At 36.5% G+C, this 13,758-nt stretch carries 18 protein-coding genes; 3 read left to right on the forward strand and 15 right to left on the reverse strand.

Annotated elements, in window-relative coordinates; translation table 11 throughout:
* Window positions 1-122: 122 nt before the first annotated feature.
* Complete coding sequence (locus BR73_RS0122605) at window positions 123-971, reverse strand: transglutaminase-like domain-containing protein (RefSeq protein ID WP_033168116.1); 849 nt, start codon at window positions 969-971, stop codon at window positions 123-125.
* Window positions 972-1,356: 385 nt separating this feature from the next.
* Between BR73_RS0122605 and BR73_RS0122610 the strand changes: the two genes are divergently transcribed.
* The 3 genes from BR73_RS0122610 to BR73_RS0122620 all read left to right on the forward strand — a co-directional run bounded on the left by BR73_RS0122610 (window position 1,357) and on the right by BR73_RS0122620 (window position 3,777).
* Complete coding sequence (locus BR73_RS0122610) at window positions 1,357-1,887, forward strand: GNAT family N-acetyltransferase (protein ID WP_051685502.1); 531 nt, start codon at window positions 1,357-1,359, stop codon at window positions 1,885-1,887.
* A gap of 516 nt (window positions 1,888-2,403) precedes the next feature.
* Window positions 2,404-2,916 (forward strand): GyrI-like domain-containing protein, encoded by a 513-nt coding sequence (locus tag BR73_RS0122615; RefSeq protein ID WP_033168117.1) that lies wholly within the window; start codon window positions 2,404-2,406, stop codon window positions 2,914-2,916.
* A 15-nt stretch (window positions 2,917-2,931) separates the two neighbouring features.
* Window positions 2,932-3,777: a GyrI-like domain-containing protein gene (locus BR73_RS0122620; protein ID WP_051685503.1), complete on the forward strand. Its 846-nt coding sequence runs from the start codon at window positions 2,932-2,934 to the stop codon at window positions 3,775-3,777.
* 92 nt (window positions 3,778-3,869) lie between these two features.
* Here BR73_RS0122620 and BR73_RS0122625 read toward each other — a convergent pair whose 3' ends face one another.
* The 14 genes from BR73_RS0122625 to BR73_RS0122685 all read right to left on the reverse strand — a co-directional run bounded on the left by BR73_RS0122625 (window position 3,870) and on the right by BR73_RS0122685 (window position 13,542).
* Window positions 3,870-4,136 (reverse strand): CD3324 family protein, encoded by a 267-nt coding sequence (locus BR73_RS0122625; protein WP_033168118.1) that lies wholly within the window; start codon window positions 4,134-4,136, stop codon window positions 3,870-3,872.
* 223 nt (window positions 4,137-4,359) lie between these two features.
* Entirely contained in the window at window positions 4,360-4,686 is a 327-nt protein-coding gene (locus BR73_RS0122630) for a glutaredoxin (protein ID WP_033168119.1), read from the reverse strand.
* A gap of 71 nt (window positions 4,687-4,757) precedes the next feature.
* The gene (locus BR73_RS0122635; RefSeq protein ID WP_033168120.1) at window positions 4,758-5,552 is read right to left on the reverse strand and encodes a GNAT family N-acetyltransferase; all 795 of its coding nucleotides are present in this window, start codon (window positions 5,550-5,552) and stop codon (window positions 4,758-4,760) included.
* 373 nt (window positions 5,553-5,925) lie between these two features.
* Complete coding sequence (locus BR73_RS0122640; protein WP_197032716.1) at window positions 5,926-6,741, reverse strand: metal ABC transporter permease; 816 nt, start codon at window positions 6,739-6,741, stop codon at window positions 5,926-5,928.
* Window positions 6,738-7,421, reverse strand: a complete 684-nt coding sequence (locus BR73_RS0122645; RefSeq protein ID WP_033168865.1) for a metal ABC transporter ATP-binding protein — start codon at window positions 7,419-7,421, stop codon at window positions 6,738-6,740. The genes BR73_RS0122640 and BR73_RS0122645 overlap by 4 nt, the downstream gene beginning before the upstream one ends.
* Window positions 7,422-7,661: 240 nt before the next feature.
* Window positions 7,662-8,639, reverse strand: coding sequence for a metal ABC transporter substrate-binding protein (locus tag BR73_RS0122650; protein ID WP_033168122.1), 978 nt, complete (start codon window positions 8,637-8,639; stop codon window positions 7,662-7,664).
* A gap of 27 nt (window positions 8,640-8,666) precedes the next feature.
* Window positions 8,667-8,816, reverse strand: a complete 150-nt coding sequence (gene rpmG, locus BR73_RS0122655) for a 50S ribosomal protein L33 (protein WP_033168123.1) — start codon at window positions 8,814-8,816, stop codon at window positions 8,667-8,669.
* Between the two features lie 923 nt (window positions 8,817-9,739).
* The gene (locus BR73_RS0122660; RefSeq protein WP_033168124.1) at window positions 9,740-9,973 is read right to left on the reverse strand and encodes an Imm74 family immunity protein; all 234 of its coding nucleotides are present in this window, start codon (window positions 9,971-9,973) and stop codon (window positions 9,740-9,742) included.
* 123 nt (window positions 9,974-10,096) lie between these two features.
* Entirely contained in the window at window positions 10,097-10,540 is a 444-nt protein-coding gene (locus BR73_RS29525) for a pre-toxin TG domain-containing protein (protein WP_347463690.1), read from the reverse strand.
* A gap of 11 nt (window positions 10,541-10,551) precedes the next feature.
* Entirely contained in the window at window positions 10,552-10,695 is a 144-nt protein-coding gene (locus BR73_RS28910; RefSeq protein ID WP_156034903.1) for a hypothetical protein, read from the reverse strand.
* Between the two features lie 435 nt (window positions 10,696-11,130).
* Entirely contained in the window at window positions 11,131-11,604 is a 474-nt protein-coding gene (locus BR73_RS0122670) for a hypothetical protein (protein ID WP_033168125.1), read from the reverse strand.
* Between the two features lie 12 nt (window positions 11,605-11,616).
* Complete coding sequence (locus tag BR73_RS27845) at window positions 11,617-13,158, reverse strand: pre-toxin TG domain-containing protein (protein ID WP_051685505.1); 1,542 nt, start codon at window positions 13,156-13,158, stop codon at window positions 11,617-11,619.
* Window positions 13,152-13,373, reverse strand: a complete 222-nt coding sequence (locus BR73_RS0122680) for a hypothetical protein (protein WP_033168126.1) — start codon at window positions 13,371-13,373, stop codon at window positions 13,152-13,154. Before BR73_RS0122680 ends, BR73_RS27845 begins: the two co-directional genes overlap by 7 nt.
* Window positions 13,345-13,542, reverse strand: a complete 198-nt coding sequence (locus tag BR73_RS0122685; RefSeq protein WP_033168127.1) for a hypothetical protein — start codon at window positions 13,540-13,542, stop codon at window positions 13,345-13,347. Before BR73_RS0122685 ends, BR73_RS0122680 begins: the two co-directional genes overlap by 29 nt.
* Between the last annotated feature and the right edge of the window lie 216 nt (window positions 13,543-13,758).

The raw sequence follows: 13,758 nt of genomic DNA on the forward strand, positions 1-13,758 counted from the left end.
TTGGTAGGCTGGTCTACTTGAAATAAAAAACCGCTCTTTCCATATCTGCCGATTATGTACAAAAAGAAAGCTACTATGAAATAACTCAAAGTAGCAAAGTGTGTTATGTATTTCAGAACCTTTTATACTATCTGCAAAAATTGCTCTTCTGAAACAGTTATGATATGTTGCTCTTTCAATTTATCTAAATAATCTACCCAATCTTTTGTATATTCATCAGGGTTTATTTTAATAGCATATTCGCAATATGCTATTTCACGGCCTTTCGTATCAAAACCCAAAGGCGCCAAAAAATAAACCTTTTGATTCCCTATTAAGTCTGTTCCAAAGGTATTGATGGACCAAAATTTAATGTAAAATAGGTTTTTCGCCATATACTGCTTGTACCAATCAGGCTGATCTTTTGGTGCTCCGCAAACATATATTTCATCTCGTCCTAATAAATGTCTGGCTTCCAAAGGTGAAAGTGCAACACCATTTTTATCGGTAAAATAGGCATTGTTATTCGGATCGAAAAGCACCCATTTATTCATTTCATTAATATAGACCATAGAAACAACATGGGTGTCAACATCATTTGGGCTATATGGCTTACAATGGATAGTTCGTGCAATTAACCCCGAAGCGAGACAGCACTCCGTGAATACAATCGCTATATGATAGCAAAATATGCCGGGTAAGCGACCTTTGCCGAAGGAGTAATTTAATATAGAAACAGAGTCTTTTGATATATCAACCTCTCCACCACCGCCGCAATGAGGTACATTGTCATATACCCATTGCATCAAATTTATAGCTTTTGAAAAGCAATTGCCACCACCTGCAATTTCTAAAACATGATATTTGCTGCGTAATAATTCAAAACCAGGATTTTTAACATCATGCTCAATTATAAAATTATCACAGCTTGATTGCGAAAAATTGTCAAATACCCTTAATGCACCTGTGAGCAATAAATATTCGCTGTTCATTTTATTTCACTCCTAAAGTTAATTTAAATAAATTCAAAAATATGTAAATATTATAAATATTATATATGGAAAAATCAAGTAATTAGCAAATCCGTGATACACATTTTGTTTGAACCGGTTTTTATCTGCTCTGGATTATATGCGTTTTGCAGGGAAAACAGAGATAAAAGTATAGCACGTAATGTTATGGAAAGAGCACCGATCGTATTCGAATATTACTGTTTTTGACACAGGATAGTATATATGATAATATGAAAATCGGTAAAATAATGAAGAAAGGAGCTGATGCTATGTTTATTAATATTATTGAGGTGAGAACGTATTAAATTATATTAGCCGATTTACCAAGGTTAATTTACTTCTCTCTCAGCATGAGGAGTTAAATATGAATTTATCAAAACCTTTTGAGACAAAACGAATGAATTTTCGTTTATTAGATATAAATGATACAGAAGTGGTTTGCAGGCAATTTTCTGATGCAGATATGTGCAGATACTTTAGTGAACCTCCCTGCAATATGCAGGAGGCAAAAGAAATAATTGAACATTACCAGAATCCGGAGGGAAAAGATAATCTGCGGTATGGTATGTTTGATAAATTAAGTAATGCCTTTATCGGAACATGTGGTTATCATTACTGGGATAAAGAACTTAAACAGGTTGAGATTGGATATGATATATGGAAGGACTATTGGAAACAGGGTTATATGTCCGAGGCTTTACCGGTACTCCTTGCTATTTGTTTTACACAACTTGGTGTTGATTGTATCTATATCCTTACACACCCTGAAAATTATGCTTCTCAGGCTACTGTCAAAAGGTTTGGTTTTAAAGAATGCAGTTTCCGCAGATTTTCAGATGATGATCAAATATGTATGGAATTGCTGTCCTCTGAATGGAAGTCTGATAACAAGTAATTTAAAGCCGCTTATCAATGTGATATGATTCCTTTAAAGTAGATAGATTAAATATAAAAAATCTGTTACTTTGAGGAATCATATCACTAGAAATAAGCGGCTTTCTCTTTATCCTCATCATAGGCATGACCCGAATGCTGTTGCGAAGATCTTCTGTTGTAACGTTTATCAATTAATGAGAATCTTTTCTTATATATTATTGATGTGGCTTTAAAATATGGCCACAATTCTCCGGAAGCATGCACTTTGTTAGTCTCAGAAAGTATCCACGTATTACCTTTCAGATTTCATAGTTCCATGTAAACTTCCATTTATGTTTCATGTATATTACGAGTTCCAGTTACTATATTGTGACAATTTAAGTATGGTAAAAAACATCAAAATATTTGTCCTTATTGTTATATAATAGTACTGTAACTTATGTAGCGCTATTATAAGTCTATTACTTCGTTGCAAATCTAAAAGTTGATAATTATATATTGCTGCTAATTTAAAAGCATAGAAGGGACCTGATAAATGATAAAGGTAAGAATTGAACAAAAGCCAGCTTTTCAAGTAATTGGAAGAAAAATATGGATCTCCGGCCAGGAGAATGAAATCTTCGGTGAATTCTGGCAACATTCCAGGGAGAACGGTCTGGTAAACAGATTAAAGGAGTTGTATCATCAAAAACAAAATCCAATACTAAACAGTGCTGTCCTTGGAATTTCCTGTGTGGAAAAAGATCCTTCCCTGCGAAGCTTCTATTTCTACATAGCTGCTGAAGCAGATGACCCTGCTACAATCCTTTCTCATAATCCAGATCTGGAACTATATACTGTAGCTGCAAGTGAATGGGCAGTATTTGATAATAGAGGAAATCTTCCTGAAGCACTGATTGCTGCTGAAATGTATGCTTTTATGGAATGGCTGCCGGCTTCAGACTTTATCCACGCAAACGCACCTGAAATGGAGCTTTATCCTCCTGCCCCTGACAGTAATACTCATAATGACTATGTTGAATTCTGGCTGCCAATTAGAAAAAAATAAAGTAAGGAAACTCTTATGGATTATATTGATAGTATTCAAAAAACCATTGATTATATTGAAGCTAACCTAAAGGAAGAACTTGATATCAACAGAGCTATCAGTGAATCCGGCTATTCTCTTACGCATTTTTATCGCATAATCCAGTCCTTTAGCGGTATCTCTCTAAAGGATTATATTCGTAACCGCAGGCTAAGCGAAGCCGCGGTTGCTCTGCGTATGTCCGATACCCGAATAATTGATATTGCTATGGAATACGATTTTCAATCCCAGGAGGTCTTTACCAGAGCCTTTCTCAGATTGTTTGGTATTACTCCCGGTCAATACCGCAAGAGCCGGGAATCTATTACCCTTTATGAGAAACTGAATGCCCGTCAGCTATTTATGAGCTTAAACGGACTGTCCATAGAACCCACTATTATTCTCGAGAAGATATTTCAGTTAGTCGGTATTACAAGAACCGTACATCCCGGCTCAGCTGATATCAGTCAACTCTGGAGAGAGTTTCATCATAGCAGTAATTCAATAATAACCCCTTTGAATTCTGACAAATTAATAGGTTTATGCGAATACATGCCGGATATAACGGATGATAGTGAATTTTCCTATATGGCTTGCATAGAAGTCTTAAGTACTGACAACCTTCCCATGGGCATGAATGCCAAAATAATTCCATGTACAAAATACGCCGTATTTACTCATTCCGGAACAGTGGATAGGCTAAAAGAGACTTATGATAAAATATACGGTGTCTGGCTCCCTTTAACAGGCAGCCAGCTGGCAGAGGCTGATACACTGGAGATATATACTTTACAATCTTCAAACAACTATAAGTTGGATATTTATATACCTTTGAGATACTAGGCTCACTTTCACAGTTGCAAAAAGCTGCTGTTTCCTATCCATAAAAGTTGCAACTGCAACCTATAATTAGGATATGAAACAACAGCCTTCTGTCAGTTTTTATTATAAATAATTCTTTTAATGGTATCATAAGAAAGATGATATTCCTCCATTAGTTCCTGAATGGAAGAACCTTCAGCTTTTTTTTGTCTTATTTCTTCATTTCTAATCTGTAGTTCTTTTCTTATGGTAGTCCTGCTGCCCCATTTACAGCGGCTCTCCTTCGGCAGGGGAATGTAGATCAGTCCGCCTCCAAAGTATTTCTGTATTTCTTCTAATACATGATCCGGTAGGATTTCTTTTCCGTTTATATATGACATGGCTTTCGCTCCTTCTGATTGTTTTTATCAGAGAGCAGCACATTTCATATTCATATCTGCGATTCGTTTATGGCTCTATGCAAGGAATCGCTGCACTGACATGTCCTGTGCTGCATAGAGCATTTTTGGTGATTGGTTTGATTTTTTTATATATAAGAGATATTCTAACATTTATTACTCCTCATCTATTAAGCTGTCCCCAGGTTAATTTATAGCTTTATTTTTAGCACTGACCTTTCTTATCAATAGAACAGAAATCAGCAGCAGGAGTTACTGCTTCCTCTATTGCGACAGGCAGTTCTACATAGTTACCGATGTCAAAGGTCTTCTCACCATTTTCCAATACGAAAAACGGTATACCGATTCTTCCGGCCTCTTTCACTTCCTTAAACAGCTCGTCATTATCACGATATGCCAGAAATTCCTTAAGAGTAGCTGTATCACCGGTTATATTCTTATATTCCAGCTCAATATCAGGAAGTGCTGTTAAATCCTTTTTGGCTTTTACACAATCAGGACAGATTTCAGTTCCATATATGGTTACTTTCATATTTACCTCACATTCTGCCGTCTGCAACGGCATAAAACCATGTTCAATCTGTTGCTGATTCTATTTTAACCCTACTCCCTCATTATGTCAATCTGCGTATCTGCATCAGGCTGAAATCCAAGACTTTTATACAAATGTATTGCATTGACATTACATTCATCCGCAGCAAGAAAAGCTCTTACCGCACCATGGGACTTACAGTGGGATAAGGCCTGCTTTATTAGCCTTCTCCCTATTCCTTTGTTCTGGTAATCAGGATGCACCGCAACTTCTCTAATCCAGGCGACCGGTCCTTTCTGGCTGTTGATTCCGTAGACTCCTGTAAAACATACTCCAACGATTTCCTTTTCATCGTTCCTTTCAAGCACGACTGCTTTGTGTATAATATCTTCCGTCTTTGTTAGCCATTCTTCAATCCATTCCTGTGTCTGTCCAGTAAATCCTCTGCTTTGTCCCTTGCAGGACATAGTTACTTCAGCGGCTTTAAGACTCTCTTCCACCTTCAGAAACTCCCCATGGGAGTGTTCATTATTAATATCTGATAAATCTGACTTTGTATAATCCCTGAACTTATCTCTGACTATGTACCCTGCCTGCGTAAAAGTATCAACCCATTCCTCCGGTATAAATTCCAGATAAAAGTTATGTTCTTCTCTGGTTGCTTCTATCACTTTCTGTGGAGATACCGCTGCCCAGTGATAATGCCTGCTATCTGCCTCACGGTTAAACCCGCCGATTAATATCAATTCTTCTGTTTCGATTAACAGCTCATAATCTGCAATATCTTCAAATTCCGTATACGTAAGAGAATGATGCAGATAGTTCCCAAGTGCTTCTTTTACTTTAATAAATGCTTCTTCTTTCATGGTTATGCCTCCCTTTTTTTATCTTAGCTTTATTGGAACTTGAACAGAAAGGGTGTTCCTGCTGCTCTTATCGGATTTTACAGGCAAGCCTGTAAATCCTCACTCTGCTTTCATTATATCAGGTAAAGGGCATAATAAAAGTTTAAAAACACTTATAACTATTTTTACTAATCATTTATGGTTACATAGTATAACTATATTACACACTTGCAAGTATTTTCTTTAATCTCATAATAGCAAAGGAATCTGCTGAATATTCTTTCTCTCCGTATATTCCCATAATAGTATTAAAACCATTCTTATTCCTGCCTTAAAAAACGCCATAAGTCAGTTATTACACTTAACTTACGGCGTATTATAGTTTGAATCTTTGTTATTCAGTCTTTTGAAAGGTTCTGATCACAGCCTTTAAGATAACAATTATCAAAAAGCTTGCAACTCCGGTTAGTACAATAGTTCCGCCGGGTTTTAATTTCCAGTAATAGGACAAGGTAAGTCCGGTTACCGTAAAAAAAACTGCAAATATTACTGAGAAAATAAGTGTCAGTCTATAGCTTCTGCCAACCTGCATTCCGCAGGCTACAGGTATAACAAGCAGAGATGACACTACCAGCGCACCAACGGTTCTGGAAGCAATGGATATGGTCAGCGCTGTGAGAAGAGTAAATATAAAATTCACTGTCTTAACCGGCACTCCCGCAATTCTTGCCGTTCGCTGATCAAACCCGATAAAGAAAAGTTCCTTATACAATAATAGAAAGGCTGCCAGTACAGATATGCTTACAACCACTACCATTCTAAGCTCCAGATCGCTAATGGCTACAATACTTCCGAAAAGAAAGCTGTTAAAATTACCGCTGCTTTTGGTAAATCCGGACAGTACACCAGCTAGTCCAATGCCTGTTGACATTATAATGGCAATTGCCATTTCTGAATATCTTGGTATCTTTTTCTGTATAAATTCAATACTTAAGGCAGCTACGATGCAGGCACCGGTTGCTCCAAGTATAGGATTGATGCCAAGCAGTATACCTATTGCTACACCTGCCAGAGAGGTATGGGATAAGGCATCCCCTATCATGGATTTTCTCTGAAGCACGATGGTCATTCCGATACAGGGTGCAATAATGGCTAATAATACCCCTACCAGAAAAGCTCTTTGCATAAATGAATATTGTAGAATGCTCACGCTCTCACCTCTTTTGTATCCAGCTCCGCCAATCTGCCGTCCTCTAATTTTAGAATTCGGTTAACTCCGCTGCATTCGCTCAAAGAGCCATGGGTTACCATCAGGATGGTCAGCCCCTCCTGATTCAGTTCCTGAAGTATCTGATACAGCTGTTTCATGGATTTCATATCTATACCTGTTGTGGGTTCATCCAGAATCAGTATCTCCGGATTAACCACCAGGGCTCTCGCTAACATAACTCTTTGCTGCTGGCCTCCGGACAATTCTCCGATCATTGACTTACCAAAGCACTCCATCTGAAGCTTTTGAAGTGCTGCCTGGACCTGCTGTTTATGTGCCTTCCCCGGAAAGCGGAATCTGCCAATCTGCCTGTAGAGATTTGCCATTACGATTTCTTCCACTGTTGCGGGAAAATTCTGATTGGCATAAGTACCGTTCTGAGATACATATCCCAGCTTACCGCTTCGGATATATTTCTCACTGTCCTGACCCATAATCTGTATCTTCCCCCTTATGGGCCTTAATTCTGAGAGAAGAAGCTTAAGCAGTGTACTTTTTCCCGTACCGTTTTCTCCCGTTAGAAGGGCATAATCCCCCTGCTCTATAACAGTTGAAGCCTCTTTTATAATCAAATCCCTGCCATATGCAAATTCTACATTTTGAATATCTATTGCCTGCATCTTGACCTCTGCTGCAAATACCCTTGATTTCTGGTATTTCTGCCTTCTTAATTTGTAAGTATATAAGATATATCTTTTTGCTTGAAATACTGGAATCTTATGCCCTGAAAGGAGATAAAAAGAGTAATTCAAGCCATATATACTTTTAACGAGTTTGTTTATCATAAATAATTACATTTCATCTCAAAAAGAATGGGAGCTGTTGCACGCAACTGCTCCTACTCTTTAAGTATCTATCTGTTACTGCAAAGCTTTAACCAGGCTTGCAAGATTCTGTTCCATTACGGTAAAATAATCCGCTCCGTTCTTAATATCCTCTTCTGACAGACCTTCCAAAGGATTCAGTACATCCGTCGTGGCACCTATTTCCTTGGCAATGGTTTCTGCCACTTTGGGACTTACAAGTTCTTCAAAGAAAATAACCTTAACCTCATTCTCTTTCGCGAACTGTATAACCTCTTCCATCTTAGCGGGGTCAGGCTCTGAATCCGGAGATAAGCCTTCAATACCTACCTGATTCAGACCATAAGCACTGCAAAGATAACCAAAGGCCTCATGTGCTACTATAATATCCTTATTTTCAAAACCTGTCAAGGTTTCCTTGAATTTTTGATCCAGTTCATCAAGTTTCGCTGCATAGGTTTCATAGTTTGCAGTATAATAATCTTTGTTATCGGGATCAGCTTCTATGAACGCATTTTTGATATTTTCCATTTCAGCCTTGGCATTTAACGGATTCAGCCAAACATGGGGATCCATACCTTCTTCCTCACCATGTTCCTCTTCTTCCTCTTCACTGTGTTCTTCTTCACCGTCTTCATGACCGTGTCCTTCCATCAGTGTAATTCCAGAAGCTGCCTCAACGGTAACAAGGTCTTTATTACCGAGACTGTCAAGTACTGTATCCACCCAGTGTTCCATACCGGCTCCGTTATAGACAAAGACCTCGGCTTCCTCAAGATTCGCAATATCAGAAGCTGCCGGCTCCCAATCGTGAGGTTCAATTCCCGCAGGAACCATATCAATTACGGTTACCTTATCGCCTCCAATTTTCATGGCAAAATCATATATGGGATAAAAACTCGCCACAACCTTGAGCTTATCCTCCGTGGTTGTCACTTTACCCTCTGTCTCTTTGTCTATGTTCTTATTGCTGCAGCCGGCAGCCAAAACAGAAACCATTAATACTGCTGTTAAAATATGAAAGATTCTTTTCATTGTAGCACCTCCTGTAAAGTCAATCAATTATTTTGTCTCCCTATGCAGGGTATATTTATGCAAACGGGGACAGTATTTCATGACTTCCATCCTTTCCGGGTGCTTTTGCTTGTTCTTTGTGATTACATAATTACGGTCATGACATTCCGTGCATTCCAGTACAATTCTTACTCTCATATACTATCCTTTCCAAAAGCGAACTATTTGCATTTGCGTTTATTGAATTTATAATACCATATAATCTGCATTTGTCAATATCTCTTTAGGAGAAAATTTTTTCATATGATTCAATTCTTAGCAAAACCCTTTATTTTATCCATGGTTTTACTACCAGCTTTTTAAACAATGCAAATTTCTTTACCCCTGTAACACTTCTTCATTTGTGTAAAAAAACTATTAGCTATCAACTGATTGATAGCTAATAGTTTTTTTACACAATACTTATGGCTACAAGAGTACGTTTATATGAGATTATTGGAACTACACCTAAAAATATGATTGCATACCCACATTAAATTTTTCACTTAAGTCTCTTAATTCATATCATGGATGACATTGCTTCATGAGAGCCATGATTCTGAATTAAGAGACAGGATTAGTTAGTTTGAAGTCTTAAAGTATAACAATAATATAATTAAAACATTTTTAGGTTATACTCTTCTTGAAAAACACGATTAAATCTTTCAATATCATTCCATACCTTATTATTTACAAAACCACTTGGATAAATTATCCCTTGTTTGAATTCTTTCATTCTATTTTCAACTTCTAACTTAATATTAGGTAAAATAGTTAGATTGAAATAACAAAAGGCTACAAGAGAAGTATCATTCTCCTCTGTAACCCTTGCATTACAATTTAATAAATTTCACCATAAACCACTACATCCAGCTATTTTACAATTAGATACTTGTCTGGAATACGTAATTCTAACTCTTTTTAATTTCTTCAAGGAAAACATCCATATTTGTATCAGAATAGCACTTATGATCGCGTGATAAACTAATATATTTATCTGAACCCATCTGCATGTTTAGATACTGAATTAAGAGACAGGGATTTAGGTAGTTGGAAGTCCTAAAGTATAACCATAATAAATTTTACTCAAATATTATTTGAACCGTATTTTCATTAGTATTTTTCTTAACTTCCTGAATAATATTTTCTATTTGAGTATCTAAAACTTCTTCTTTCTCATGTGGAGCTTCCCAAACTTTCATTGTATCTCTATATACTACAAATTTTTTACCTACTAACATTTCTCCCTCTGCTTTTATTACATATCCATTTTCCAGATCAAATTTAATATAATTCATACTTCCTGTTATCTTCATCTTTTTACCTCTCAAAAATAATTGTTTCTATTCCAGTTTTAGGGTCAATAGTTGTTATTTTTGTAACATTAACATTATTTATTAGTCTTGGCAATTCAATATTCTCCCATATATTACCTTCTCTTAATTCTGATCCAATACTGCTCTTATTTCACCAGATACCTGTTCTGCATATGCACCAGAAGCCAAATCCCACACTTCCATTGTACTTGGATTACTAAAATCCCATTCTGGCATAGAAATATTTTTTGCTTCAATTTCAGCCAGGATATCTGCGGCAAACATTTTCGCTAAAGCCCCACCGCCTTTTGCAATTGCCGCTCCATATCCTAAGGTTACCAGACTTACTACCCCTGATACTACCTTGAAAGCTTGTTCATCACCCGTTAGATAATCTCCCGTTATAAGGGTTTTACCCGTTGCTGCCTCAATAATAGGAATTATGACAGTCATCTTGCTTAACGATTCTAATAGTTCCTTCCAGAAGGGTGCGTCCTTTTTATGGGCAAATTCTTTTAATACCAGGCTGTCCAGATACTCCTGTAAAGTTACTTTACTTGGGTCTATTTTATCATTATTTACGCCTCCCCCCGCTGCAAAGCTATTGCCAGTATCATGTCCTGTTCTATCATATCGATAACAGCATTTACTGCAAACTGATACGCTTTACTATAAAGATTAATAAGTGTCTGGGTGTGATTGTAACAGCGTGAATAAAACACCGGTACTTCTTCTTTTGCTTTTACTTCCTTTTTAAAATCTCTCCATCAAGCAATTTCAGCGAGAAACATTTTTTCTTCGCAGATATTTTCATTGTCTGTCATTACATCAGTATAGGACAAAGTAAGCAACTTACAATAGCTTATCTCTGTTGCATTGAGATTTTACTTCGGTTACCTTGTGGAAAATAAATGATTATAAATCAACTTTTTTACATAATAAAACGCACCTTTCGCAACAAATTTTTTCGCTACAAAAAGTACGTTTATACAAGCGTATTGGAACTACACCTAAAATCTAATTGTATACCCAGTAATTTCTCACTAAAGTCTCTTAATTCATATCATGTTATATTATTTTATGAGAGCCATGATACAGAATTAAGAGACAAAAGACAGGGATCTAGGTAGTTGTAAGTTCTAAAGTATATCCATAATTTAAATTATACTAATCTTATATTTTTTTTGATAATATTGATTAAAATTTTCAATATTTTTCCATGGATTATTTTTTTTCATTCCATTCCAAAACTCAATGCTATTTTCTAGTTCCTTCTGATTTACACTAATTGACTTTTTAATTTTTCGTCCAACTTCTTCTTTATTAATCCAAAAAGTTGCTTTGCCTCTTTCTTCCTGATAAATACACGCATCAAAATACAATATTGCAATATAAACATCACTGGCATTGCCACTAAGTAATTTGTCCAAAGTATTCTTAAATATTATTTCTATATTATCAATATATTCTTTTTGCTTATAAAAACAATTCATAAGTACTGAATTTATATCTGTTGGAAAAATATCTGATGTAAACTCTGAAACTACAATTTCATAATCTTGTTCTCCACGAATTAATTTTATCACTTCATTCTTTTCTATCGCACTAAGTATTAGCAAATTATAATCCATTCTTATTCTCCTTTATTTAACTTCTATTCTTGTAACTGTCGTATCTTTAAGTGGTATAGTATCTGTAATTGCTTCTGGTACTCCACCAGATGTATTCCCCCCAGGTATCCACAATTTGTTAGCACCTGTTTCATTTCCACTAGGAATGCGAATATTTAACCCAGAAACATTATCTGTATCAATTCTTATAAGACCTCCGCCATCACTGAAATACCCATTTGGAAATCCTAATTCTTTTTCTATTATAGAAATATTTCCATTAGCTCTTGTAATCACATCATCACAATAATTCTTTGGCATAACAAATAATGTATTATCATCAGGAACTCCCACAAATCCATTAGTTTCAGAGTATCGACTATATGCCCAATCTGTTTGAATAACTGATACTCCATCATCGAATTGTGCTAAATGAGTATCAATATAATCTTGGTTCAAATATGTTGATGGTTCTGGTCTACTACCCTTTGGAATATTTACAATATCATCAATTTGAGACTGCGTTAATCCAGATTTTAAACCACCCTTAATTGTATTATCAACCTCATCCACCCCAGTAACCTTAATTCCGTTCTTAAGCAATGCTTTATCCGCAATCACTCCCGTCGTAGATCCTAACACTATCGCCAGAGCAACTGTCACCGCAGAAGGCACACCTGCTTTATCACAAACGATCACGGTTGACCCTGACACCGCTTCAGCCAGGATATCTGCGGCAAACATTTTGGCTAAAGCCATTCCCCCGCCTTTCGCAATTGCCGCTCCATATCCTAAGGTCACCAGGCTTACTGCCCCTGATACTACCTTAAATGCTCGTTCATCACCCGTTAGATAATCTCCTGTTATAAGGGTTTTACCCGTTGCTGCCTCAATAATGGGAATAACGACCGTCATTTCGCTTAACGATTCTAATAGTTCCTTCCAGAAAGGAGCATCCTTTTTATGGGCAAATTCTTTTAATACCAGGCTGTCCAGATACTCCTGTAAAGTTACTTTACTTGGGTCTATTTTATCATTATTTACCAGATCTTCATAGTCTTTTGCAAATAATTCCGCAAAATCATCTACTTTCTGATAATTGGTGAGACTGTTATTCTTATTGCGGCTGCCTATAAAATCCTCCAGGTTTAGAGAGGTCATATCCCCCCCAACCTCATCATACATTCCGGCTCCTACATACATACTTGTATGTTCCTGTAACCCTATGGTATTATCTGTCTTTGCATCTCTCATATCAATGGCAGCCATCAGATCCACGGCATTATTAAACCCTTTATAAAGTGGATTTTCCAGATATTCATCAATATCATACAATACATCACTGGTATAGCTTAACAACGCACTTCTATGTTCTACGAATTCATCTATCCGCTGCCCTTGAGAAGAGAAGCCTGCTCCCAGGGAATGGGAGTCCAGTTCTCCTTCGATATCCTTGCAAAGCTCATCCAGATCAGCGAAGTCAAAGAGGAGGTTTGCAGAATATCCCATGGTAATATTAGCTCTCTCCAGCCAGGTGTATTTCTCAATTATTTCTCTTCCCAGTTGTCTTACCATTTCGCATCCCCCCGCTGTAATGCTCTTGCCAGTATCATATCCTGTTCTATCATGTCTATAACAGCATTTACTGCAAACTGATACGCTTTACTATAAAGATTAATCAGTGTCTGGGTGTGATTGTAACAGCGTGAGTAAAACACCAGCATTTCTTCTTTTGCTTTTCCTTCATATAAAACCTCTCCCTCAAGCAGATTCAGGGAATTTTCTATCAATTTGATTGCTTTGTTTATAAAAACAATTCATCAATACTGAATTTATATCTGTTGGAAAAATGTCTTGTGTAAATTCTGAAACTACAATTTCATAATCTTCTACTACACGTAATAATTTTAACACTTCATTCTTTTCTATTACGCTATGTATAAGCAAATTATAATCCATTCTCGTACTCCTTTATTTAACTTCTCTTTGATTTCACCTGTTTCTCTATCCAGGTATTTTTCCTTAGAGATATTCTGTATAGGACATCTTCTATTAACTCCTGCAGGAAACTAAACTTCTCATATTTCCCTTTGTTTTGAATTTTACTTCGGTCTCCTCATGGAGAATAATTGATTTTGAAACCACTATTTTAATTTGCATAATAAAACGCACCTT

Source organism: Clostridium sp. KNHs205 (assembly GCF_000702945.1).
In the GTDB taxonomy this organism is placed as follows: Bacteria; Bacillota; Clostridia; order Lachnospirales; family Lachnospiraceae; genus Anaerocolumna.

Bases quoted from the DNA above. Each gene is read 5' to 3' on its own strand.
- BR73_RS0122630 (WP_033168119.1), bottom strand. From the start codon at position 4,686: ATGAAAGTAACCATATATGGAACTGAAATCTGTCCTGATTGTGTAAAA.
- BR73_RS27845 (WP_051685505.1), bottom strand. From the start codon at position 13,158: ATGGTAAGACAACTGGGAAGAGAAATAATTGAGAAATACACCTGGCTG.
- BR73_RS0122645 (WP_033168865.1), bottom strand. From the start codon at position 7,421: ATGCAGGCAATAGATATTCAAAATGTAGAATTTGCATATGGCAGGGAT.
- BR73_RS0122635 (WP_033168120.1), bottom strand. From the start codon at position 5,552: ATGAAAGAAGAAGCATTTATTAAAGTAAAAGAAGCACTTGGGAACTAT.
- BR73_RS0122650 (WP_033168122.1), bottom strand. From the start codon at position 8,639: ATGAAAAGAATCTTTCATATTTTAACAGCAGTATTAATGGTTTCTGTT.
- rpmG (WP_033168123.1), bottom strand. From the start codon at position 8,816: ATGAGAGTAAGAATTGTACTGGAATGCACGGAATGTCATGACCGTAAT.
- BR73_RS0122660 (WP_033168124.1), bottom strand. From the start codon at position 9,973: ATGAAGATAACAGGAAGTATGAATTATATTAAATTTGATCTGGAAAAT.
- BR73_RS0122615 (WP_033168117.1), top strand. From the start codon at position 2,404: ATGATAAAGGTAAGAATTGAACAAAAGCCAGCTTTTCAAGTAATTGGA.
- BR73_RS0122610 (WP_051685502.1), top strand. From the start codon at position 1,357: ATGAATTTATCAAAACCTTTTGAGACAAAACGAATGAATTTTCGTTTA.
- BR73_RS0122685 (WP_033168127.1), bottom strand. From the start codon at position 13,542: ATGGATTATAATTTGCTTATACATAGCGTAATAGAAAAGAATGAAGTG.
- BR73_RS0122625 (WP_033168118.1), bottom strand. From the start codon at position 4,136: ATGTCATATATAAACGGAAAAGAAATCCTACCGGATCATGTATTAGAA.
- BR73_RS0122605 (WP_033168116.1), bottom strand. From the start codon at position 971: ATGAACAGCGAATATTTATTGCTCACAGGTGCATTAAGGGTATTTGAC.
- BR73_RS0122670 (WP_033168125.1), bottom strand. From the start codon at position 11,604: ATGGATTATAATTTGCTAATACTTAGTGCGATAGAAAAGAATGAAGTG.
- BR73_RS0122620 (WP_051685503.1), top strand. From the start codon at position 2,932: ATGGATTATATTGATAGTATTCAAAAAACCATTGATTATATTGAAGCT.